Source organism: Streptomyces sp. DG2A-72 (assembly GCF_030499575.1).
Lineage (GTDB): Bacteria > Actinomycetota > Actinomycetes > Streptomycetales > Streptomycetaceae > Streptomyces.
In genome coordinates, this window is the sequence record NZ_JASTLC010000001.1 from 4,056,721 (window position 1) to 4,079,114 (window position 22,394).

Here is a 22,394-nt window from a genome sequence, read left to right on the forward strand (position 1 = left end):
GGCGCTAATTACCGTTAAGTAACTCAAATTTTAGGGGCAGGCCCACAGGACGGGTACGTGAGCTTGGCGACAGCGGGAAAATTGCCCGTCAGACCCTCCGACTATGCTCGGCCCCGCACTGCCGACGAAGACTCCTGGAGCACCCATGGCCCTCAAGATCACCGTGATCGGCACCGGCTATCTCGGCGCCACACATGCCGCGGCCATGGCGGAGCTCGGGTTCGAGGTGCTGGGCCTCGACGTGGTGCCCGAGAAGATCGAGATGCTGCAGCGGGGCCAGGTCCCGATGTTCGAGCCGGGCCTCGAGGAACTGCTGCGCAAGCATGTCGCGGGCATAGAAGGGTCCTCCGGCCGGCTGCGCTTCACGATGGACTGGGCCGAGGTGGCCGCGTTCGGCGACGTCCACTTCGTGTGCGTGAACACCCCGCAGCGCCATGGCGACTACGCGGCCGACATGAGTTACGTCGACAGCGCCTTCGAGCTGCTCGCCCCGCGTCTCACCGGCCCCGCCCTCGTCGTCGGCAAGTCCACCGTCCCCGTCGGCTCCGCCGAGCGCCTCGCCGCCTACCTCGCCACGCACGCGCCGGCCGGCCCGGACGCCGAGCTGGCCTGGAACCCTGAGTTCCTGCGCGAGGGCTTCGCCGTCCAGGACACCCTGCACCCCGACCGGCTCGTCGCCGGTGTGCGCAGCGAGCGGGCGGAGAAGCTGCTGCGCGAGGTGTACGCCACGCCGGTCGCCGAGGGCACGCCCTTCGTCGTCACCGACTTCCCGACCGCCGAGCTGGTGAAGACGTCCGCGAACTCCTTCCTGGCGACCAAGATCTCGTTCATCAACGCGATGGCCGAGGTGTGCGAGGCCGCGGGCGGCGATGTCGCCAAGCTCGCCGAGGCGATCGGATACGACGACCGGATCGGCAAGAAGTTCCTGCGGGCCGGGATCGGCTTCGGCGGCGGCTGTCTACCCAAGGACATCCGGGCCTTCATGGCGCGCGCCGGTGAGCTGGGGGCCGACCAGGCGCTGACCTTCCTGCGTGAGATCGACTCCATCAACATGCGGCGCCGCGGCCAGATGGTCGAGATGACGCGGGAGGCGCTCGGCGGCGGCTCCTTCCTCGGCAAGCGGGTCGCCGTGCTCGGCGCCAGCTTCAAGCCGGACTCGGACGACGTCCGTGACTCCCCCGCGCTGAACGTCGCCGGGCAGATCCACCTCCAGGGCGGCCAGGTCACGGTGTACGACCCGAAGGGCATGGCGAACGCCCGCAGACTCTTCCCGACGCTCGGCTACGCCGACACCGCCGTCGAGGCCGTCCGGGGCGCCGACGTCGTACTCCACCTCACCGAGTGGCGCGAGTTCCGCGAGCTGGACCCGGCCGCGCTCGGCGAGGTCGCCAAGGCCCGTGTCCTGCTCGACGGACGCAACGCCCTCGACCCGGAGCTGTGGCGGCGGGCGGGATGGTCGTACCGCGCGATGGGGCGTCCGACCGCCTGATCAAGCTGCGTCCGAGGGTGGACGCCGGTCCGGCCGAGGCTCAGTCGGCCGGAGCGGCGTCCACCCCTATTCTCCACACCTCGGCCGCATCGCGGAGACCGCTTCCCAGGAGATCCGGGTACAGCCGTGATGGCTCACCGCATGGGGACCCGTCCCGGAAGAGTTCCCTTACGGTCCCGGCATGTTCTCAGGGCCAAGGGCGATCGCGGCGGTGGTGGCGGCGTTCCTGCTGGTGACGGCGACCGGATGCGACAGTGAGGGAAGCGACGACGCGAAGCCGCGCTGGACACGCTGGCACCTGGATTACGTCAGCCCGTCCCCTGACGGAGCCGTGGTCGACCTGGCCGCCACCGCCGAGGACGAGGGCTGGGCGCTCGCCAACCGGATACCGGACGACGGCCCCACCGAGTACCACCTGCTGCACCGCCGCGGCGCCACATGGAAGCGCGCCGAGCTGCCGCTGCGCCGGGCGAAGGGCGCGGAGTTCTCCAACATGCACCTGGACGCCTCCGATCCCGGAAACGTGTGGCTGTTCGCCAGCCAGTTGACGTTGAGCACCGACGATTTCGAGACGACGTCGACAGCGGTCCGCTGGGACGGCCGCAGGTGGCGTAAGGCATCGGTGGACTTCAGCGTGTCGGACGTGGCCGTCCTGGCGCCCGACGACGTATGGGCGCTGAACGCGGGCTCAGAGACCACACAGGCCGACCTGCTCCACTGGGACGGCAAGCGCTGGACCGGCCAGGACCTCCCCGTCGATCAGGCCGGCGCGCTGGCCGCGAACGGCCCGGACGACGTGTGGGCGGTGGGCTTCCGCGACGACCAGCCCGCGACCATGCACTTCGACGGGAAGAAGTGGCGGTTGGTCCCGACGCCCGAGTTCCATCGCCCCGAGCCGGATCCGGAGGACGGCGCCTCGCTGTCCGACATCGTCACCGTCTCCCGGGACGACGTCTGGGCGTTCGGCGCCCATCGGTACTGGACGGGCGAGGAGGAGCACGAGACGACGATCGCCCTGCACTGGGACGGCAAGCGCTGGAGCAAGGCGCCGAGGTCCCTCGACACCGCGCGGCGCAAGAACCCCGATCTCGGGTCGTTCGGGACCCGGGACGGCGCGGGCGGGTTCGTCCTGGGCGACGGACTCCACCGGACGGCCGACGGTGCGCTGCACATGATCAAGGCGCCGAAGCCGGTAGCGGGCCGCTCCGGGAAGATCACCAAGGCGGACCGGCGGCAGGACTTCGACGTCAGCGAACTCGATCTCGTCCCCGGCACCCACGAGATCTGGGCCGCGGGCAACGTGAGCGTCGATCTCAGTGACGACGCGAACTTCATGCGGGGCGTGATCGCCTCCTACTTCGCGGGCGGCTGACCCGGAGAGCCGCCCTGCCGGCTCGCCGGCAGAGCTACTTCGCCCGGTACCGCCGCATCTTCACGCGCGCCCCGCACACCTGCATCGAGCACCAGCGGCGGCGTCCGCCTGGGCTGCGGTCGTAGTACGCCCAGTGGCATTCGGGCAGTTCACAGGCCTTGAGGCGCAGCCAGGTGCCCTCCGTCAGCGCTTGGGCCACGGCTGCCGCGACCCGGGAGAGCAGCGGGCCGTCGTCGGCGGGCGCGAGGGTCGCCGAGCCGTCACTCTCGTCCACGGCGACGTACAGCGGCGCGCGCGCCAGCAGCTCGCCCAGCGGTGTCACCTCGCGGTGCGGCGGGTGCCCGGCGTGCGCGAGACAGGCGGCACGCAGGGACTCGCGCAGCTCTCGTACGTCCGTCAGGTCCCGTTCCGTGATGCCGAACCGGTCCCGTACCTCGGCGGTCTCCAGGCCGTCGATGCCCGATTCCAGGTCGACGGTGTTGACCAGCGCCTCCACGAGGGCGAGCCCGCCGGGTGCGGCCGTTCTGTCATTCATGGTTGCGACGTTACCCCCTATAGGGGAGCATGGAGTAACCGCGTTACCGGTAGAGCGGCACATACAGGTAACTCCAGACAGGAGGAAAGTCATGGCTCTCGCCAAACTGGGCGTCGTCGTCCTGGACTGTCCCGACCCGCGCGCACTGGCCGGTTTCTACGCCGAGCTGCTGGGCGGCACCGTGGAGGGCGAGGGTGACTGGGTGGACCTGGCCGTGCCCGGCGGTCAGTCGCTCTCCTTCCAGGAAGCCCCCGGATACGTACCGCCGAAGTGGCCGGCGGCCGATCACTCGCAGCAGTTCCACCTGGACCTGACCGTCGACGATCTGGACGCCGCCGAGCAGGGCGTGCTGGCGCTCGGCGCACAGCCGCTGGACGCCGCGGACCGCTCGCGGGGCTGGCGTGTGTACGCGGATCCGGCGGGGCACCCGTTCTGTCTGTGCGCCAGCTGACCGAGGAGGAGTACGTCATGGCACCGGTGGCCCGCATCCGTAATGTCGTCCTCGACTGCCCCGATCCCGTCGCACTGGCGCGCTTCTACGCCGCGATCGCGGGCGGCACCCCGCAGGAGGAGGACCCGGAGTGGGTCGTACTCCAGGTGCCCAGCGGTCCCCGGCTGGCCTTCCAGCCCTCGCCCGGCTACACACCACCGGAGTGGCCGCGGGCGGACCGGAACGGGCAGCAGTTCCATCTGGACTTCGACGCGGGCTCCAGCTGGGCGGACGTCGACGCGGCGCAGGAGAAGGTGCTGGCGCTGGGGGCGCGGCCGCTCGACCTGGACGACCAGGGCGGCAAGAAGGACTTCCGGGTGTTCGCCGACCCGGCGGGGCATCCGTTCTGCCTGTGCATGATCCCGGAGGGTTGATCACCCGTCCAGTTCGGCGATCTTCGCTGTCGACGGCTCGCGGCGCTGCTGTGCTGCGCGCGCCGCGAAGTCGGCGCCGCGGAGCACTCGCTGAACGTTTCCCCAGGTCAGCAGGGTGATATCGGTCTCGGTCCAGCCTCGGTGGAGAAGCTCGGCGATGAGGCGTGGGTAGCAGGAGGCGTCGGCGAGTTCACGCGGGTGGGCGGTGCCGACGTCGTAGGTGCCGGAGAGTCCGACGCAGTCGGCGCCCGCGAGCGCGCGTACATGGTCGAGGTGGTCGGCAACGTCGCGGACGGTCGGGCCGGTCTGCTTGGCGGTCAGCGGCACCATGCACAGGCCCTTGGCCTCACCCAGCCCGGCGAGCAGGTCGTCGGGGAGGTTGGCCGGGTGCGGGCGCAGGGCGGCGGCGGCCGAACGGGTGCACAGGACGGGGGGCTTGGAGACCACGAGGGCGCGGCGGACGGTCTCCTCGGACGCGCCGGAGAGGTCGGCGAGGACGCCGAGCCGGTTCATCTCCCGCAGGACCTCCTCACCGAACCGGGTCAGCCCGGCCTCACTCGCCCAGGACACCCCGGACAGCGTGAGGACACGCAGGCCGAGGGCGCACAGGGAACGCAGGATGCCCAGCGAGTCACCGATCCCGGCGGCTCCGGCCGGCCCGAGCAGCACGGCGACCCGACCGCATCGGAGCACATCCGTGGCCTGCCCGGCGGTACAGGCCAGCCGCAGCCCCTCCGGATGCGTACGGACCACAGTCCGCACCAGATCCAGCTGCTCCAGCGTCGCGCCGACAGCCCGGTCACCATCCATCCCCTCCGGCAGATGCAGCGACCAGAACAACGCCCCCACATGCCCCTCCCGAAGCCGCGGCATGTCCGTGTCGACAGCGGCCTCACCGGTCTCCAGGTCGTAGAAGGACAGATGCCGCAGCGCCCACGGCAGCCCGCTGTACCCGTCGGCGACAGGATGCGCGGCGAGAATGGCGTGAGCGCGCTCCAGGGGGTCGGCGCCCGGGCCGGAGACGGCCAGAAAGGACTCCTCGGAACCGGAACCCACCGGATCCTCGCCCTCGCCCGTGAACGGCTCGTCCGGCCCGTCGACGTCGGCCGTCGTGTGCACTTCGTCCTGGAGGTCTGCCATGGCGGGCTCCGTACGTCGTGATCGTCCGGGGGGTACGGTCACCGTCGCACGGCGCGCGAGGAGTTTCCTGGCGGATGAGGCGTTTGGGGCCCGGCATTCACCTCAGTCGTAGTGATAGCGGGCCTTCAGGAAGTCTTCCAGCCGTCCGGGTCGAAATGAACACCCGTCACTCTTCACCCGCACGGGGCCAGGACTCGCAGTCGTCGGCGGACATGAGGACGGCGTCGCCGCCCTTGGAGCTGATACGCACAGAGGTGTGATCGTCATTGACGCGCTTGATGAGGGCGAACAGATCCCGGCGCGCTTCGCTGGCGCTTATGGTCATGTGCCGTCGCATCCATTCCTTCGTGCTCAGCCGTCCAGTTCCCCGATGGTCGCGTTGGACGGCCCCCGCGTCGCCTGAAGGTCGCGGGACACGTCCTCCGCGGCGCCGAGTACTCGTACCGCGTTCTGCCAGGTGAGCTTGGCGAGGTCGGGCTTCGACCAGCCGCGGTCGAGTAGCTCCGCGATCAGGTTGGGGTAGCCGGAGACGTCGTTCAGGCCGTCGGGGGTGAAGGCCGTGCCGTCGTAGTCGCCGCCGATGCCGAGGTGGTCGATGCCGGCGACCTCGCGCATGTGGTCGAGGTGGTCGGCGACCGTGGACGCGGTGGCGACCGGGCGCGGGTGGCGTTCCTCGAAGGCGCGGTGGACCTTCATCGCCTCGGGTGTGGTGGCGAGGTGGTGGAAGCCGTGCGCGCGCATGTTCTCGTCGGCGGCGGCCGTCCAGTCCACCGCCGCCTGGAGCACGAACTTCGGCACGAAGGTGACCATCGCCATGCCGCCGTTGCCCGACAGGCGTTCCAGGACGTCGTCCGGGATGTTGCGCGGGTGGTCGCAGACGGCCCGCGCGGACGAGTGGGAGAAGATGACCGGCGCCAGGGTCGCGTCCATCGCGTCCCGCATGGTCGTCGCCGCCACGTGCGAGAGGTCGACGAGCATGCCCTCGCGGTTCATCTCCCGCACGACCGCACGGCCGAAGGCGGACAGTCCACCGACACCGGGCTCGTCCGTCGCCGAATCCGCCCAGTCGACGTTGTCGTTGTGGGTGAGGGTCATGTAGCGCACGCCGAGCGCGGACAACGCCCGTAGCGTGGCAAGGGAGTTGGCGATGGAGTGGCCGCCTTCGGCGCCCATCAGCGATGCGATACGGCCCTCCGCGCGCGCCGCCTCCATGTCGGCGGCCGTCGTCGCGGGCCTCAGGTCCTTCGGGTAACGGGCCAGCAACTGCCGTACGCAGTCGATCTGTTCCAGCGTCGCCGCAACCGGTTCGGGCTGGTCCGCGCGGACGTACACCGACCAGTACTGCGCACCGACGCCGCCCTCGCGCAGGCGCGGGATGTCGGTGTGCAGATGGGCGCTCTGGGACGTGGCGATGTCGCGGGCGTCGAGGTCGTAGCGAACCTGTTCGCGCAGTGCCCAGGGCAGGTCGTTGTGCCCGTCGACGACGGGGAACTCGCGCAGGAGTTCCCGGGCTGCCTGCAGAGAGCTCACGGCCGTCACGTCCCGAAACCGAAGCCGTTCGTGCCCTCGACCTTGCCGCGCAGGCGCCTGCCCTTCTCGGTCGCCTGGTCGTTCAGCTCCTGCTGGAACTCCCGCATCCTGCCGAGGAGTTCCTCGTCGTGGGCGGCGAGGATACGGGCCGCGAGGAGACCGGCGTTGCGCGCTCCGGCGACGGAGACCGTCGCGACCGGGACGCCGGCAGGCATCTGCACGATGGACAGCAGCGAGTCCATGCCGTCGAGGTACTTCAGCGGCACCGGGACACCGATGACCGGGAGGGGGGTGACGGAGGCGAGCATGCCGGGCAGATGAGCGGCGCCACCCGCCCCCGCGATGATCACCTTCAACCCGCGCTCGGCCGCCTGCTCCCCGTACGCGACCATCTCGCGCGGCATCCGGTGCGCCGAGACGACGTCGACCTCGTACTCGATCTCGAACTCGTCGAGGGCCTGTCCGGCGGCCTCCATGACGGGCCAGTCGGAGTCCGACCCCATGACGATGCCAACTACGGGGCTCATTCTGTGATCGTGCCTCTCAGATAGCCGGCAGCGTGACGGGCGCGCTCCAGCACGTCGTCCAGATCGTCGCCGTAAGTGTTGACGTGGCCCACCTTGCGACCGGGCTTCACGTCCTTGCCATACATATGGATCTTGAGCTGGGGGTCGCGTGCCATGCAGTGCAGGTACGCGTAATACATGTCGGGGTAATCGCCGCCGAGGACGTTGACCATGACCGTCCACTTGGCGCGCGGACGCGGGTCGCCGAGCGGGAGGTCGAGGACGGCCCGGACGTGATTGGCGAACTGCGAGGTGATCGCGCCGTCCTGGGTCCAGTGACCGGAGTTGTGCGGGCGCATCGCCAGCTCGTTGACGAGTATGCGGCCGTCGCGGGTCTGGAACAGCTCGACGGCGAGGTGACCGACGACGTCCAGTTCCTTGGCGATGCGCAGGGCCATCTCCTCGGCGCGCAGGGCGAGCGCCGGGGCGAGGTCGGGGGCGGGCGCGATGACCGTGTCGCAGACGCCGTCGACCTGACGGGACTCCACGACCGGGTACGCGACGGCCTGACCGTGCGGCGACCGTACGACGTTCGCGGCCAGCTCCCGTACGAAGTCGACCTTCTCCTCGGCGAGCACGGGAACGCCGGCGCGGAAGGGCTCCGCGGCCTCCTCGACGGTCCGTACGACCCACACGCCCTTGCCGTCGTAGCCACCGCGGACGGTCTTGAGGACGACGGGAAAGCCGTCCCCCTCCGCCGCGAACGCGGCGACGTCCTGCGGATCGCCGACGATGCGGTGCCGCGGACAGGGCACGCCGATCGCGTCGAGCTTCGCGCGCATCACGCCCTTGTCCTGGGCGTGCTGGAGCGCGTCGGGGCCGGGGCGGACGGGGATGCCGTCCGCTTCGAGGGCCCGCAGATGCTCCGTCGGGACGTGTTCGTGATCGAAGGTGATCACGTCACAGCCGCGTGCGAAGGCGCGCAGCGTGTCCAGGTCGCGATAGTCGCCGATGACGACATCGCTGACGACCTGCGCCGCGGAATCCTGAGGGGTGTCACTGAGGAGCTTGAACCTGATGCCGAGCGGGATGCCTGCCTCGTGTGTCATACGAGCGAGCTGGCCCCCGCCGACCATGCCGACTACCGGGAACGTCACGACCCCAGGGTATCGGTCACGCCACCGCGGCCGGTTTCCGCGCCTTTCCCAAGCCTTTCCTCTGCCTTTCCCACGGGTGTGTGCGGCCGCACAGGCGTTTGGGCAGGCGGCTGGTTAGCATGGCTGAGTTGACGTAGTCCGACCGATGGGGGCTCTGCACGACCATGGGACATGGTTCCTCGGGGCTTCATTCGGCCCCCCAAGCGCTACGGCAGCGCATCGACCTGCTGGTACGTGAGATCGCCAAGTTCGGTGCGGTGGGCGGCGCGGGGCTCCTGGTCAACCTGCTCGTGTTCAACCTGGTACGGCAAGTCACCGACCTCCAGGTGGTGCGGGCGAGCGTCATCGCGACGGTGGTGGCCATCGCCTTCAACTACGTCGGGTTCCGCTACTTCACGTACCGCGACCGCGACAAGGGCGGCCGTACGAAGGAACTGACCCTGTTCCTGCTGTTCAGCGCCGTCGGCCTGGTCATCGAGAACGGCGTCCTCTACGCCGCCACCTACGGCTTCGACTGGGACAGCCCCCTCCAGTCCAACATCTTCAAGTTCCTCGGCATCGGCATAGCCACCCTCTTCCGCTTCTGGTCCTACCGCACCTGGGTCTTCAAGACCCTCCCGGCCCGGGAGGCCGTCTCCGACGCGGAATCGTTCCTGACGGAACAGCGCAAGGGCTCGACGGCTGAGGAACGCCCAGCACCGGCGGGCGCAGGCCGCCGCTCCGGGTAAGCCCAGCAGCGGGCATTCGTGCCGCCTAGGGCGGCACGGGTGGGCGCAGGCGGCACCCCGCAAACGCCGGGCCGCGCGACCCACCCCCGGCCGACGCAAACCCCGGGCACCGCACCCCACCCCCCCGGCTACCGAACCGTCGGCTCCGAATCCCCCGCCGGCTTCTCCGTAGCCGTACGAGACAGAAACAACCCGAACACCGGCGGCGAAGCCTGCAGCATCTCCAGCCGCCCCCCATCCGCCTCCGCCAGATCCCGCGCCACGGCCAACCCGATCCCGGTCGAGTTCCGCCCACTGATCGCCCGCTCAAAGATCCGCGCTCCAAGATCGGCAGGCACCCCGGGCCCCTCGTCCGTCACCTCGACGACCGCCTGATTCCCGGTGACCCGCGTCCGCAGCGCGACCGTACCGCCCCCATGCATCAGCGAGTTCTCGATCAACGCGGCCAGCACCTGCGCGACCGCCCCCGGCGTACCCACCGCATGCAGATGCCGCTTGCCCGAGCTGACGATCGCCCGCCCCGCACTCCGGTACGCGGGCCGCCACTCCGCGAGCTGCTGCTGAATGACCTCGTCGAGATCGAAGGTGACGGCGGAGCCGGTACGAGGGTCACGGGAGTTCGTCAGCAGCCGCTCGACGACATCCGTAAGCCGCTCCACCTGCGCGATCGCGATCGTCGCCTCCTCCTTCACGGTGTCCGGATCGTCGGTGAGGGTGATCTCCTCCAGCCGCATGGACAGCGCGGTGAGCGGCGTACGGAGCTGATGCGAGGCGTCGGCGGCCAGTCGCCGTTCCGCGGTCAGCATGCGGGCGATCCGCTCGGCGGATCCGTCCAGCACGTCGGCGACCCGGTCCAGCTCCGGGACGCCGTACCGCTTGTGCCGGGGCCGCGGATCCCCGGATCCGAGCCGTTCGGCGGTCTCGACGAGATCCGTCAGCGGTGAAGCGAGCCGATTGGCCTGCCGTACGGCGAGCAGCACCGCGGCGATCACCGCCAGCAACGCCACGGCCGCGATGATCAGCAGCGTCCGCCAGACCTCACGGGTCACCACGGAACGGGGTTCCTGGACGACGACCGTCTCCCCCTGCTCGCCCTTGCGCGTGGCGCTGATGGGGTCGCCGGACGGCTTGGTGCCGATCTCGATGGGCTTCTCACCCGGGATCCGGACCTGCGCGTAGCGCTCCGCCGGCACCTGTTCCCGCAGCATGTCAGCCGTGACGGCCCCCGTGGCGATCAGCCGGCTGTCCACGATGCTGGCCAGCCGGACCGCCTCGGAGTCCACCCGCTCCTGCGCGGTGCTGCTGATCGTCCGGGTCTCGACGATCACGAGGGAGACACCGAAGACGGCGATCACGACGAGCACCACGGCGAGCGTGGACTGGATCAGTCGACGGCGCATGGACCCGTACTAGTCATTGCTCAGCACTTCTCGGACTCAGCACTTCTCGGACTCAGCACTTCTCGGACTCAGCACTTCTCGGACTCAGCTCTTCTCGAAGCGGAAGCCCACGCCGCGCACGGTGGCGATGTACCGCGGGTTCGCCGCGTCGTCGCCGAGCTTCTTGCGCAGCCAGGAGATGTGCATGTCGAGGGTCTTGGTCGACGACCACCAGGTGGTGTCCCAGACCTCGCGCATCAGCTGGTCGCGGGTGACGACCCGCCCGGCGTCCCGCACGAGGACCCGCAACAGGTCGAACTCCTTGGCAGTGAGCTGGAGTTCCTCCTCGCCCATCCACGCGCGGTGCGACTCGACGTCGATGCGCACGCCGTGCGTGGCGGGCGGCTGCTGCGGCTCGGCGGCGCCGCGCCGCAGCAGGGCCCGGACCCGGGCGAGCAGTTCGGCGAGCCGGAACGGCTTGGTGACGTAGTCGTCGGCGCCCGCGTCGAGACCGACGACGGTGTCCACCTCGTCGGCGCGCGCGGTCAGGATGAGGATCGGGACGGTGTGGCCTTCGGCGCGCAGCCGACGGGCCACCTCCAGGCCGTCCATGCCGGGCAGGCCCAGGTCCAGCACGCACAGGTCGATGCCGCCCTGGATGCCGGCGTCGAGCGCGGTGGGGCCGTCCTCGCGCACCTCGACCTCGTAACCTTCCCGGCGCAGGGCGCGGGCCAGCGGTTCCGAGATGGACGCGTCGTCCTCGGCGAGCAGTACACGGGTCATGAGGTGATGGTAGTCCGCGGATGACAAGAGCCGGGGTGTGATCGGCAGGCCGGATTCTTACCGTCCCATGGACCGATCCTTACCTTGCCCCGACATCGCTACGAACCTATGGCCCTAGGGTGCGATCCCTGGCAATGGCCTTCGAAAATATGCCTGCGGCTCCACCGACACCTGTGATACGTGTCTCAAGTCCTTCCATATCCGTCGGTGTCCTGCCTTATGGTGAACAAACGCCTGTAGTACCACAGGGACCTTTGGCAAGCATCTGACGCTGAAGGTCTCTTTTGTGTGCGGGCTGGCCCTCGCCAGCCTTGAAAGGGATGACCCCCACCGGGCGCGCATCGCACCCTCCGAGCGCGTCCCGATCAGCAAGGATCGACCATGGCCTCCAGCCTGACGAAGGACTCGGCCACCCCGGGCACCCCCGGTTCCGAGAAGACCTTCTTCGGCCACCCCCGCGGACTGGCCACTCTCTTCATGACCGAGATGTGGGAGCGGTTCTCCTACTACGGCATGAAGGCCCTGCTCACCGTCTACCTGCTGTCCGGCGGCCCCGACGCCGGCAAGAGCAGCATGGGCGGCGGCCTCGCCATGGACGTGGCCACCACGACGGTGATCGTCTCTGTCTACTCGGCGATGGTCTACCTCCTCGCCATGCCCGGCGGCTGGCTCGGCGACCGCGTCTGGGGCCCGCGCAAGACGGTGGCCATCGCGGCCGTCACCATCATGTCCGGCCACCTCGTGCTGGCGCTGCCCGGCGGCCAGGCGCCGTTCTTCGCGGGCCTCGCCCTGGTCGCGGCCGGTTCGGGTCTGCTCAAGGCCAACATCTCCACGATGGTGGGCCACCTGTACGACGGCCCCGAGGACCCGCGCCGCGACGGCGGCTTCACGATCTTCTACATGGGCATCAACGCCGGTGCCTTCTTCGCCCCGCTGGCCATCGGCACCGTGGGCCAGGAGGTCAACTGGCACCTCGGCTTCGGCATGGCCGCGGTCGGCATGGCGATCGGTCTGGCCGCGTTCCTGCTCGGCACGCGCAATCTGAGCCCGCAGAGCAGCGTCGTCCCGAAGCCGCTGGCGGCCGAGGAGCGCGCGGCCTGGCTGCGCAAGGGCCTGATCTGGGTGATCGTCGCGGCCGTGTTCTACGGCGCGGTCGGCTTCACCGGTCACTTCACCCTGAACTGGGCGATGATCCCGCTCACGATCATCGGTCTCATCGTCCCGGCGGGCGTGCTGCTGCGTATCAAGCGGGACAAGGACCTCTCGACGAACGAGCAGTCGAAGATGACCGCCTACATCTGGTTCTTCGTCGCCGCCGCCGTGTTCTGGATGATCTACGACCAGGGCGCGTCCACCGTCCAGGCGTTCGGTGAGGGCAAGGCGTCCGGCTCGATGCTGGGCTTCGACTTCCCGTCCTCCTGGTACCAGTCGCTGAACCCGCTGTTCATCATGGCGCTGGCCCCGGTCTTCGCCTTCGTCTGGGTGTGGCTGAACCGCCAGGGCAAGGAGCCGAGCACCATCGTGAAGTTCGCGATGGGCCTGGTCCTGGTCGGCGTCTCGTTCTTCTTCTTCCTGATCCCGCTCGGCATGGCGGCGAACGGCACGGCGGTCAGCCCGATGTGGCTGGTGGGCATCTACTTCATCCAGACCGTCGGTGAGCTGTGCCTGTCGCCGGTAGGCCTGTCGGTGACGACGAAGATGGCCCCGGCCAAGTACGCCAGCCAGATGATGGGCGTCTGGTTCCTCGCGGTCACCGCGGGCGACTCCATCACCAGCCTCCTCTCCAACCCGGCCATCGCCGGCGTCGACCTGAGCGGCAAGGGCGCCGTCTTCGTAGAGGCAGCTCTCGCGGCCCTCGCCGGATTCGCGGTGTGGATGTACCGCCGAAAGGTCAAGACCCTGATGGGCGACGTGCACTGACGTCTGCCGACGCACACAGAAGGGCCGCCGCATCGGGTTGGGTGCGGCGGCCTCCGCCGTACCCGCGGCGGCCGGGCCTCAATTGGAAAGTTTGAGCCACCCTGACCTCTCGCGGAGCTGGCAACTCTTGCTCGCCAGTGGCCCAGATCCCCCAATTCCCCCCGGGAGAGGAACGTGTGGTTCTGTCGGTAGTTGGTGGGTTCTGGCACAGATCTTGGGGACTGGTCGCGGAGGGTGATCCCGGGCCTTCTGAGAGGCGAGGCGGTCAGGTGGTTTGGAGTCGGAAGTGCAGCAGGTCGGTGCCATCAGCAGAGGCTGGTTTGCCGTCCGAATCGGTGACCGCGGTCACGGCCAGGCCGACGGTCGTGGCCAGCTTCTCGAACTGGTCCCGGGTGTACCAATGCATAATCCACGGGCGCTCTTCGATGGTGCTGTCTGAGCCGTGGTGCCGTTCGTAGCGTAGAAGCGTCGTCTGTGTCCGCGCTGTCTCGTCGCGTTGCTCGGCGACGACGGATACCCGGAGCTCGGCGCCGTCGGGTGTGGCGGCTGTGCGCACTCGGCCGATCTGTTCGGTGGGGGTCGATGCGGGGGTGAACAGGGGCACCAGGGCGGTGCCGCCCTCAGCCAGGTGAGCGCGGATGCCGCGCAGGGCGGCGAGGGCTGTGGCGTCGTCGGGGAGCAGGGTGAAGGTCGGCCCGGCGAGGAAGATCGCCCGGTAGCGGCGGGGCAGGTTCAATGCCTCCATGCGCTGGTGGAACACGGTGGCACGGATGTCTTGTTCGTCTGCCCGGCGTCGGAGCCGCTCCAGCATGTCGGCGGAGGAGTCGACGCCGTCGACGTCCAGGCCGCGTCGGCGTAGCTCGAGCAGCGGATCACCGTCTCCGCACCCCAACTCCAGTGCGGGCATGCCGGTTTGCTGAATGAAGGCTGCGTAGGGTTCGGGGTCCTGGAAGAAGGACTTCAGCGGTCCGTAGATCTCCGCGACGATGCCGGTGTAGAAGTCAGCTGGGTCCACGCCGGTCACCCTACGCAGCCCCTTTCGTGCGTTCACTCGAATATCGAGGGTGGGTCACTGCAGCAGGATCATCTTGCGGAGCAGGTCGAATCCCGCTCGTCCGTAGAGTTGCCTTTTGATCTTTTTGATGCGGTTCACGGCGCCTTCGGTGCCGCCGGAGCTCCAGTGCTGGGTGAGTCCGGCTGTCACGGCGTCGAGGTCCCGGAGCAGGTGGAGGGCGAAGTTGGTGAGGCCCGGCAGCTGACTGGCGTCAACGGCGTCGATCCAGGCAGGGAGCGTGGGACCGAGGCGGTGGGCCATCATCTCGCCGAAGTCGCGGACGTGCCCCGCGGCAGCGTCCAACTCGGGGCAGCGGGCCAGTACGCCCTTGAGTGCGGCGCGGTCTTCCTCGCTCAGGGCTGTGGGGTGACGGGTGAGCCAGCCGGTCACCTGCCGCACCGTCGGCGGTGGAGGCTGCGCCTGCGGCGGGGTGGCGCGCAGGGTGGCGATGTAGGCGCGGACCATCTGATAGGTGACGGGGGCGTTCTCGGCGAGGAGTTCGCGGTGCAGGAGGGTGACGTTCGAGCAGCCCGCGGCGAACCGCCTGTCCAGATAGGGCTTGTAGGCGTCCAGCCTGCTGGGCCGGGGGCGGTTCTCGCGGAGGGTGTCCTGCCAGTGCGCGGCGCGCGCGTAGCGCAGCACGGTGTTGAGCCCCCAGCCCAGGTGCCGGGCGATCGCCCGGCGCGAGTAGCCCTGCGCGAGCAACTCGTGGACCAGGGCATGCGCAGCCTTCTTGCGCTGAGCCCGTCTGCCGACCGGCTCCCGGTCGGCAGGCTCCGAGCCGTCCGGCGGAGTGCCGGCGCTCGCCAGCTTGAGTGGTGCCGGTGCTCGTAAGCACTCCCTGTGAGCGGCGACGCAGGTCTCCACGGCCCGGCCGAGGCCCTGCCACAGGTGAAACCGGTCGGCGACCTGGAGGGCATCGGGGGCGCCGAGCCGGGCGCCCTCGGCGTAGGCGCCCGCCCGGTCCCGGCAGATGATCTCCACGCCTGGGTGGGCAGTCAGCCATGCGGCCAGCGGTCCTGATTCGCGTGTCGGGAGCACATCGACCACGCGATGGGTTTCTCCGCAAGTCAAGACGGTGGAGTAGGTCTGCCCCCGGCGGATCGCGAAGTCGTCCACACCCAGCACCCGCGGCGTGCTGAACTGCGGATCCGGCAGCGCCATGACCCTGCGCAACAAGGTCATCCGCCCTGCATCGAGACCCAGTTGGGCGGCCAGCCGGGCGCCGGCCCGTCCAGCCAGCGCGAGCCCGATGCGCTCCAGGGTGTGGTTGAGCCGAGTCGTGAACCGCGCGTACGGGGCGGTCAACTGGGTGAACAGCTCGGCGAACGTGCGGCGCGGGCAATCCGCCGCTCCGCAGATGAAACGCCGGACCGTCAACCAGATCACGACGCTCTGCTCACTGAGCGGGAGATCCTTCACTCTGCGCTGATAGCAGTCGTGCACTCGGTCCGAGAAGCGACCGCAGTCCGGACAGGCTGCCCCGGCCGCCCGGCCTCTCGCCACCACATCGACCGTTGCCGAAGGCAGCGGTCACCGCCTCGACGTCCACGTCGTCGATCCCGTCGAACACGAGAGAGTCCCAAAACGATGCATCGGCCAGCATGACCAGCACCGTCACCGCCCACAGCCGACCACGGCGGATACGAGCAGAGACCTGACGGAGCGTCACTTTCGCCTGCCAGACGACAAGGCGTACGCGGTCTCACGCGAATCCAACCCCTCGCAATCGAACACCGGGGTGACGCTCCGCGACCGGTCCCCAAGATCTGTGCCAGAGCCCAGCATTCACGGTCAAAGCCAAACGTGCGGGGCCGGTGTGACAAATGTGGCGCCGCCTATCGCCCGCCGGACACCCCACGCCCCGCACAGCTCCGCCCGCCCCGCACCTGCCGTCTGCCGCCGAGCCGACCCGGCGTGCCGCCCCTCCGCCGGCGCGCACCCCAGCCCCCACCGGCCGTTGGCCGCTAAGCCCACCGACGTGCCGCCACCCGACTGACGCGCCCCACCCACTCACCGTCAGCCGCCAAGCCGGCCCGGCGTGCCACCACCCCACCCCCCGACCGCACACCGCCAAACCCACCCGACGTGCCGCCACCCGACTGACGCGCCCCACCCACTCACCGTCAGCCGCCAAGCCGGCCCGGCGTGCCACCACCCCGCCCACACGCCCCACCCCCCCCGACCGCACGCCGCCAAACCCACCCGGCGTGCAGGCGAGACGCAACCGCGCCCCGCCACCCCGGCCAGCCGCTCCACCCACCCGACACGGAGCCGACCCGGCCACCCACCTCTCCGGGCCGCCCGCTCGCTTCCAACCCGTGCTGGAGCGAGCCGAGTCAAGGGTGGCCCGGAGGGCCATCGGCGCAGCCGACGCGTAGCGCAGCGGAGCGCCCTTTACTCGGCTCGCGGAAGCACGACACTGCCAAAGAAGCGGGCGGCCCCACGGCCACATCACCAGCAAGGGTGCCGTTAGATGCCGTTAGCTGCCGTGCCGTTAGCTGCCGATACCCCCTTCACTCCCCCTCACCGCAAACGCCACCCCGGCATGAACGTGAACACCGCACCGCCCAGCAACACAGCGGTCCCCGCCACCAACCCCAGGGCCTTCAGCGTGCTGTGGTCGTCGGAGCCGGTGGCGGCCAGGCCACCATCCGTCGACGACGAACCGCCGCCGGAAGCCGAACCGGAACCGGAACCGCCGGAGCCCGAGCCGCCGCCCGAAGCGCCGCTTGCCTGTTCTGTCGTGTCCAGGGTGAGGGAGACCTCCGACTTGGTCGGCGTGCATGTCGTCGTCGTGCCCAGGGCCTCGACGGTCAGGACGCCCGGTGACAGCGTCGTCTCACCGCTCGCGCCCGGCTTGTACGTGCCGGTGAGGTCCGGGATCTCGATCGGGTCGCCGGACTTGATGGGCTCGGCGTTGGTGGGGCCCTCGACATGGACCGTGCCGGTGTCGGCGCCGCCCAGGGCCACCTCCATGGACGGTTTGACCGAGTCGGCCGGGATGTCGGCGGGGCTGTCCATCACGGACTTCTTGAACTGCACGGTGAGGTCGAAACTGCCGCCGTTCTTCTTGGCGTTGATCTGGACCGGCGAGGTCGCCTCCTTGTCCCCGATCGGCGTCTTGCACTCGTACGGGACCTGGACCTCCTTGCCGGTGAAGTCGGTCTGGCCACCGCCTCCGCCCGTGCTGGAGCCGCCGGTGTCGGAACCGCCAGTGCCGGAGCCGCCCCCGACGTCACCGCCGGTCTCGCTCTCACTGGGCGACGGCGATGAGGATCCCGTCGGCAGACCGGTCGGCAGCGTCGGTAGCCCCGTAGGCAACCCTCCAGTCGTACCGCCCGAACTCCCGCCCCCGTCCGTCACCTTGATGGTCGCGGCCTTCTGCACCGTCTCCTTCGGCGAGCACTTGGTGTCCGTGGAGATCGGCTTGTTGACGTTGATGTTGTACGCGTCCGGAGTCAGCGTCACCTCACCCGCCGCCGTGAGCTTCAGCTTGCCCTTCATGTCGGACAGCTTCATGTCGCTGTTCTTGGGGATCGGCGGGTTGGTCCGCGTGCCCTCCATCGCGATGTCCCCGGTCTGGGCGCCGGCCGCCTTGAGGGTCCCGGTCGGCTGGACGGTGTCCTTCTCCAGGTCGAGGATGTCGGGGTTCTTGGAGGCGGCCTGGACGAACTTCCAGGTGATCTCGACCTCGTCGCCGACCTTGGCCTCGGCGGGCGCGGTGATCTCCACCTTGGTGGTCCCCTGGACCGGCGGCAGCCCCGAGATCGACGGCGGGATGCACTCGGTCGCGTACGACACCTCGGCGGCCTGCGCGGGCGTCGCGGCGACGCCGATCAGGATGCCCGCGCCGCACAGCATCATGGCGACGCCCGCCGCACCCGTTCTGCGGCCGCGGGCCGGTGTGACTCTCCTCGGCTTGCTCACGTCTGTCCCTTCCTGGTGGGAGTCGTAGGACTCGTCGGGCTGTCGTCGTGCGGTGCGGAGAGCGGACCGGCCGTGCCCGGATCGGAGTCCGGGGTGAACCACGGCAGGGTGGTGGTCGAGGCGGCAGGGGAGGGAACGTCTTCCGAAGGGCTCAACTTCGGGAGGCGAAAGATGAGTTCGGGCATACGAATGCGTGCGCGGCCGGTGCTGCGACGCGGCCGTACCCGGTCCACCACCGCCATCCCGACGCGGAACACCGCCGCCGGTACGACCAGGCAGACCAGGACCCAGAACAGGGTCACGCCCCACGGGCGGCCCACGCCCCAGGGCTGCTCGGCGAGGACCTTCCCGCCGTACTTCAGCGACACGGTGTAGTCGCCGTGCGCGCCGCCGGACAGCTCGACCGGCAGCTCGATACGGGCCTTCCGGCCGGGCTCGACGGTGCCGCGCCACTGCTGGTCCTGCCACTCGGGCGCGAACACGCCGTGCGCGGTGCCGACCTGGAAGACCGGGTTCTTGATGGCGGACGTGCCGACGTTGCCGACGGTGAAGACAAGCGTGCGCGTGGGCGGCGCCCCGAACCAGGTGAGCAGCCCGCCGGCCCCGTCGAGCCGCGTGTCCGTCAGCACCGACAGCCGGCCTCCGGCCGCCTCCGCGGGCAACGGCTCCACGGCATGCCCGGCGACCTGGAAGATCGCGTCGGCCTCCGCCTTCGCCCCGGTCACGGTGGCGACATGCACCACGCACGGGCACGGCACGGGCGGCTCCGCGACCGGCAGTTTCCGCTCGAACCGCCCCTCACCGTCCGTCGTCACCGCCCTCCCGTCCGCGTTGGCACAGGAGTTGGTCCCGCCGACGACGCCCCGGGACGGCACGGACTGCCCGCAGATCAGGATCATCAGCAGCGCCCGCTCCCGCCAGCCGCTCCCGGTGACAGTGATCGAACCCCCGGTCCCCGCCTGCGACTTTGACAGCTTGACCGCGGGCTTCTCCGCCGCGGCCGAGGGTGCCAGCAACAGCGCGAGCACCGCAACCAGCACCGCGACCAGCACCGGAAACCGCACCTTGCCCCTCACGTCACCGCTCCCGTCAACTCGACTTCCGTACGCGGGGATTCGGACACGTCACCGTCTTCGGCCGTACGGCGCCGCCAACGTCGTACGACTGCCGGCGCGGCGCCTGCCACCCCAGCGGCCAGTCCCCCTGCCACCGCACCCCACGGCACGCACCACACCGACGCCCCCGCCTCGTCCCGCGCCCCGCCCGCCGCCGTCACCGTCAGTCGCACGTCCACCGAGTCGAGGGCAGGGCGGTCGGGCCAGGGCTCGGTGAGTTCGATGCGGCGGCCGGGGGCCAGTTCGACGGGGAGGGTGCGCGGGGCGCGGTCGAGGACGCGGCGGCCGAAGACGCCGTCGGCGCGGACGGCGAGCGTCGGCACGAGGGCGGTCGTACCGCGATTGACCAGCTCGTACGAGATGCCGTCGGCGCCCACCGCCACGTGCTCGACGGTCAGCGCGGAGAGCTTCGGCCCGACGGCCCGCAGCCGCAGCGCGACCGTCCTGGACCGCCCGTCGCCGTCATCCGCGACGATCGAGCCCGCCAGATCGCCGGGCGCGGCCCCCGTCGGAACGCTCACCGTGAAGGGAACGTCGGCGCGGGTACGAGCGGGCACCCGCACCGACCCGTCGGCGAAGGCGACCGCGACCCCGGTCCCCCGCAGCCGCACGGTGACCGGCTGCCCCCTCCGGTTGATCACGGACACCGTGTCCTGGAGGACCGCCCCGGGCGCACCCTCGGCGTAGAAGGACGGCCGCCCACCGCCGGAGGGCGCGAGGGACCAGTCATCGGCGGAGGAGGCAGCGGACGCGGCGGGGGCGGCACCCGACAACACCAGCACGGCAAGGATCAGGACACGGAAGGCGGACGACATCGGCGGCTCCATCCCAAAGGGGCGGCGCGCAGCGCCTCGTTGAGGGGTGGCGGTCGGGCGACGGGCGGGCGTACGGCACAGACGGCGGTCAGCGCGCCGTCTGATTCCTCCGTGTCAGCCACAGCACACCGGCCGCCCCGGTCAGCAGCACCGTGCCGCCGAGGGTGCCGAGGGCGATGGCCGAGTCCTCGGGGCCGGTCTGCGGGAGTTCGGAGCCTGAGTCGGAGCCGGAGCCGGACTGGGTGGAGCCGGAGGCGCCCGCGGCGGCCGTGACGTCGAGGGTCAGGGAGGGGCCGGGGCTGTTGGACGGCGTGCAGGTCGTCGTCGTACCGAGCGCCTTGATGGTGAGGATCCCTGCCGTGAAGGTGACCTTGCCGGTCTTCTTCGGGGTGTAGGTGCCCGTCAAGTCACTGATCTTGATCGGGGTGTCGGCGGGGATGGCTTCCTGGTTGGCGGGCCCGGTGACGTTCATCGTGCCGCTGTCGGCACCGCCCAGCTTGATGGTGGCGCTCGGGTTCATCGCGCCCTTGCCCAGTTCGACCGGGCTGGACGAGACACCCTTCTGCCACGACATCGTGATCTTGTAGCCGCTGCCGCTCTTGACGCCCTTGATGTCGATCGGCGAGACGGCACTCTTGTCCCCGATCGGTGTCTTGCACTGGTAGTTCACGTCCACGACCTCGGCCCGGGCTGCGGGGGCGGCCATCAGCACCGCCGAGCCGGCCAGGGCCGCGACGGACGCGAGCGCGGCGGTTCGTTTCCGGTACGACACGATTCCGCTCCCTCTCAAGTTCCTGACGGCACATCAGATCGAGCCGTCAAGGTACGCCCGGCCGTGAAAGGAGGGAAGACAAAGGAGGTGTTGGAAATGTGCCGAAGCGAAAGCGCCCCGTTAGGGGCGCGGGGAACTGCGCGACCAGCCACGAAGAACCCGCAGCCACGCGACAACCGAAGCCCTACGGCGATTAGGCGGGCGCGCCCAACTCGGCCCAGACGGTCTTACCCGCGACGCCCGGAGTCCGTACAACCCCCCAGTCCAGACAAAGCCGCTGCACGATGAACATCCCATGCCCACCCGGCCGCCCCGCACGATGCGGAGTCCGGGGCGACGGCTGCCCCGCCCCCCGATCCGACACCTCGACCCGGATCACCTTGTTGTCACACGCGATCCACAACTCGTCCGGCCCTTCGGCATGCAGACACGCATTGGTGACCAACTCGGACACAACAAGCAGCACATCCTCAGCCGCCGCCCGCTGATCCGCGGTAGCGGCCGGCATCCAGCCCCACGCATACAACGCCTGCCGAGTGAAGTCGCGCGCCAGCGGAACAACCCCACTCTCGCCGCCGAAGCTGAGCCGACGGACCTGACGCCCGGCAGACGGCACGGACGCGCCCTCCTCGGGCACCCCGGAAACGCCGGAGGCCTCCGCGCCGCTCGGCTCACGGCCGCGGTCGCCCGGCGAGTGGGGCCGGGTGGTGCTCATCAGCGCTTCACCTCACCGATTCACCAGTTCACGATTCAAAAGTCACTACAAGGTCAGTACGGCTGTACGGGCAGTACGCGTTTCTCCTGCCCTGCCGGACCGGGGGAACACCCCCGTCTTCAGCCACAGCGGCGGTGCGGAGGGTGCGACGCCCCGAAACCGCCGGTCCCGAAGGGGCGGGCGGGGCGCTCATACCGGCCGATTCAGCCGGTCGGGTCGGCCAGGGCCGCCTCGATCGAGTCATGCACGGTGAAGACCGCTTCGGCCCCCGTGATTTCGAACACACGCGCCACCACGGGCAGCATCCCGGCGAGATGTACGCCACCTCCGGCGGCCTCCGCCTTGAGTCGCGCACCGAGGAGCACATTGAGCCCGGTCGAGTCGCAGAACTCCAGACGCGAGCAGTCGACGACCAGCCTGCTGAATCCTTTGGCCAGACACTCTTCGAGTGGCTCACGCAACAAATCGGCGGTGTGGTGATCCAGCTCACCCGCCGGGGTCACGACGGCACTGGGGCCCTCTTCCCTGACCTCCACCAAAAGCCGGCCAGACTGTGCGCTGCCGACCGTGCCGCGGTCCATGCCGTCTCT

At 69.8% G+C, this 22,394-nt stretch carries 21 protein-coding genes and 1 pseudogene; 6 read left to right on the plus strand and 16 right to left on the minus strand.

All coding sequences use genetic code 11. The features are described 5' to 3' along the window. The first annotated feature begins 145 nt into the window (after positions 1-145). Both QQY66_RS19055 and QQY66_RS19060 read left to right on the plus strand, forming a co-directional pair. Positions 146-1,489: a UDP-glucose/GDP-mannose dehydrogenase family protein gene (locus QQY66_RS19055; protein ID WP_301981551.1), complete on the plus strand. Its 1,344-nt coding sequence runs from the start codon at positions 146-148 to the stop codon at positions 1,487-1,489. A 181-nt stretch (positions 1,490-1,670) separates the two neighbouring features. Continuing rightward, a complete protein-coding gene (locus QQY66_RS19060) occupies positions 1,671-2,861 on the plus strand; it encodes a hypothetical protein (protein WP_301981552.1) in 1,191 nt (396 codons plus the stop codon). Positions 2,862-2,895: 34 nt separating this feature from the next. On the opposite strand, the gene QQY66_RS19065 is transcribed toward QQY66_RS19060, so the two are convergent. Beyond that, entirely contained in the window at positions 2,896-3,396 is a 501-nt protein-coding gene (locus tag QQY66_RS19065) for a CGNR zinc finger domain-containing protein (RefSeq protein ID WP_301981553.1), read from the minus strand. Between the two features lie 91 nt (positions 3,397-3,487). Here QQY66_RS19065 and QQY66_RS19070 point away from each other — a divergent pair, with 91 nt between their 5' ends. Together QQY66_RS19070 and QQY66_RS19075 are read left to right on the plus strand one after the other, a co-directional pair. Then, positions 3,488-3,847 (plus strand): VOC family protein, encoded by a 360-nt coding sequence (locus QQY66_RS19070; RefSeq protein WP_301981554.1) that lies wholly within the window; start codon positions 3,488-3,490, stop codon positions 3,845-3,847. Positions 3,848-3,864: 17 nt separating this feature from the next. Then, positions 3,865-4,260, plus strand: a complete 396-nt coding sequence (locus tag QQY66_RS19075) for a VOC family protein (RefSeq protein WP_301987394.1) — start codon at positions 3,865-3,867, stop codon at positions 4,258-4,260. Here the strand turns inward: QQY66_RS19075 and QQY66_RS19080 are convergent, their stop codons facing one another. The 5 genes and pseudogenes from QQY66_RS19080 to QQY66_RS19100 all read right to left on the minus strand — a co-directional run bounded on the left by QQY66_RS19080 (position 4,261) and on the right by QQY66_RS19100 (position 8,593). Further along, the gene (locus QQY66_RS19080) at positions 4,261-5,400 is read right to left on the minus strand and encodes a dipeptidase (protein ID WP_301981555.1); all 1,140 of its coding nucleotides are present in this window, start codon (positions 5,398-5,400) and stop codon (positions 4,261-4,263) included. Between the two features lie 187 nt (positions 5,401-5,587). After that, positions 5,588-5,725, minus strand: a pseudogene (locus tag QQY66_RS19085) (type II toxin-antitoxin system Phd/YefM family antitoxin); the annotation flags it as partial. A gap of 26 nt (positions 5,726-5,751) precedes the next feature. Further along, positions 5,752-6,939, minus strand: coding sequence for a dipeptidase (locus tag QQY66_RS19090; RefSeq protein WP_301981556.1), 1,188 nt, complete (start codon positions 6,937-6,939; stop codon positions 5,752-5,754). Further along, entirely contained in the window at positions 6,936-7,433 is a 498-nt protein-coding gene (purE, locus tag QQY66_RS19095) for a 5-(carboxyamino)imidazole ribonucleotide mutase (protein ID WP_367667085.1), read from the minus strand. The genes QQY66_RS19090 and purE overlap by 4 nt, the downstream gene beginning before the upstream one ends. A 20-nt stretch (positions 7,434-7,453) precedes the next feature. Further along, positions 7,454-8,593: a 5-(carboxyamino)imidazole ribonucleotide synthase gene (locus tag QQY66_RS19100; RefSeq protein ID WP_301981558.1), complete on the minus strand. Its 1,140-nt coding sequence runs from the start codon at positions 8,591-8,593 to the stop codon at positions 7,454-7,456. A 164-nt stretch (positions 8,594-8,757) separates the two neighbouring features. Between QQY66_RS19100 and QQY66_RS19105 the strand changes: the two genes are divergently transcribed. Then, positions 8,758-9,321: a GtrA family protein gene (locus tag QQY66_RS19105; RefSeq protein ID WP_301981559.1), complete on the plus strand. Its 564-nt coding sequence runs from the start codon at positions 8,758-8,760 to the stop codon at positions 9,319-9,321. Between the two features lie 128 nt (positions 9,322-9,449). Here the strand turns inward: QQY66_RS19105 and QQY66_RS19110 are convergent, their stop codons facing one another. Together QQY66_RS19110 and QQY66_RS19115 are read right to left on the minus strand one after the other, a co-directional pair. After that, positions 9,450-10,721 (minus strand): ATP-binding protein, encoded by a 1,272-nt coding sequence (locus QQY66_RS19110; RefSeq protein ID WP_301981560.1) that lies wholly within the window; start codon positions 10,719-10,721, stop codon positions 9,450-9,452. A gap of 84 nt (positions 10,722-10,805) precedes the next feature. Continuing rightward, the gene (locus QQY66_RS19115; RefSeq protein WP_055614806.1) at positions 10,806-11,483 is read right to left on the minus strand and encodes a response regulator transcription factor; all 678 of its coding nucleotides are present in this window, start codon (positions 11,481-11,483) and stop codon (positions 10,806-10,808) included. A 381-nt stretch (positions 11,484-11,864) separates the two neighbouring features. On the opposite strand from QQY66_RS19115, the gene QQY66_RS19120 reads away from it, so the two are divergent. Then, complete coding sequence (locus QQY66_RS19120; protein ID WP_301981561.1) at positions 11,865-13,403, plus strand: peptide MFS transporter; 1,539 nt, start codon at positions 11,865-11,867, stop codon at positions 13,401-13,403. A gap of 265 nt (positions 13,404-13,668) precedes the next feature. Here QQY66_RS19120 and QQY66_RS19125 read toward each other — a convergent pair whose 3' ends face one another. From QQY66_RS19125 to QQY66_RS19160, 8 genes are all read right to left on the minus strand, one after another. Then, positions 13,669-14,418, minus strand: coding sequence for a class I SAM-dependent methyltransferase (locus tag QQY66_RS19125; RefSeq protein ID WP_301981562.1), 750 nt, complete (start codon positions 14,416-14,418; stop codon positions 13,669-13,671). A 54-nt stretch (positions 14,419-14,472) separates the two neighbouring features. Continuing rightward, positions 14,473-15,966, minus strand: coding sequence for an ISL3 family transposase (locus QQY66_RS19130; RefSeq protein ID WP_367666977.1), 1,494 nt, complete (start codon positions 15,964-15,966; stop codon positions 14,473-14,475). Between the two features lie 1,017 nt (positions 15,967-16,983). Beyond that, positions 16,984-18,321: a hypothetical protein gene (locus QQY66_RS19135; protein WP_301987396.1), complete on the minus strand. Its 1,338-nt coding sequence runs from the start codon at positions 18,319-18,321 to the stop codon at positions 16,984-16,986. Positions 18,322-18,383: 62 nt separating this feature from the next. Further along, positions 18,384-19,463, minus strand: a complete 1,080-nt coding sequence (locus QQY66_RS19140) for a hypothetical protein (RefSeq protein ID WP_301981564.1) — start codon at positions 19,461-19,463, stop codon at positions 18,384-18,386. After that, entirely contained in the window at positions 19,460-20,317 is an 858-nt protein-coding gene (locus tag QQY66_RS19145) for a hypothetical protein (protein ID WP_301981565.1), read from the minus strand. The genes QQY66_RS19140 and QQY66_RS19145 overlap by 4 nt, the downstream gene beginning before the upstream one ends. Before the next feature lie 88 nt (positions 20,318-20,405). Further along, a complete protein-coding gene (locus tag QQY66_RS19150) occupies positions 20,406-21,089 on the minus strand; it encodes an LPXTG cell wall anchor domain-containing protein (RefSeq protein ID WP_301981566.1) in 684 nt (227 codons plus the stop codon). Between the two features lie 193 nt (positions 21,090-21,282). After that, a complete protein-coding gene (locus QQY66_RS19155) occupies positions 21,283-21,804 on the minus strand; it encodes an ATP-binding protein (RefSeq protein ID WP_301981567.1) in 522 nt (173 codons plus the stop codon). Positions 21,805-22,007: 203 nt separating this feature from the next. Further along, the gene (locus QQY66_RS19160; RefSeq protein ID WP_301981568.1) at positions 22,008-22,385 is read right to left on the minus strand and encodes an STAS domain-containing protein; all 378 of its coding nucleotides are present in this window, start codon (positions 22,383-22,385) and stop codon (positions 22,008-22,010) included. Positions 22,386-22,394: the final 9 nt, after the last annotated feature.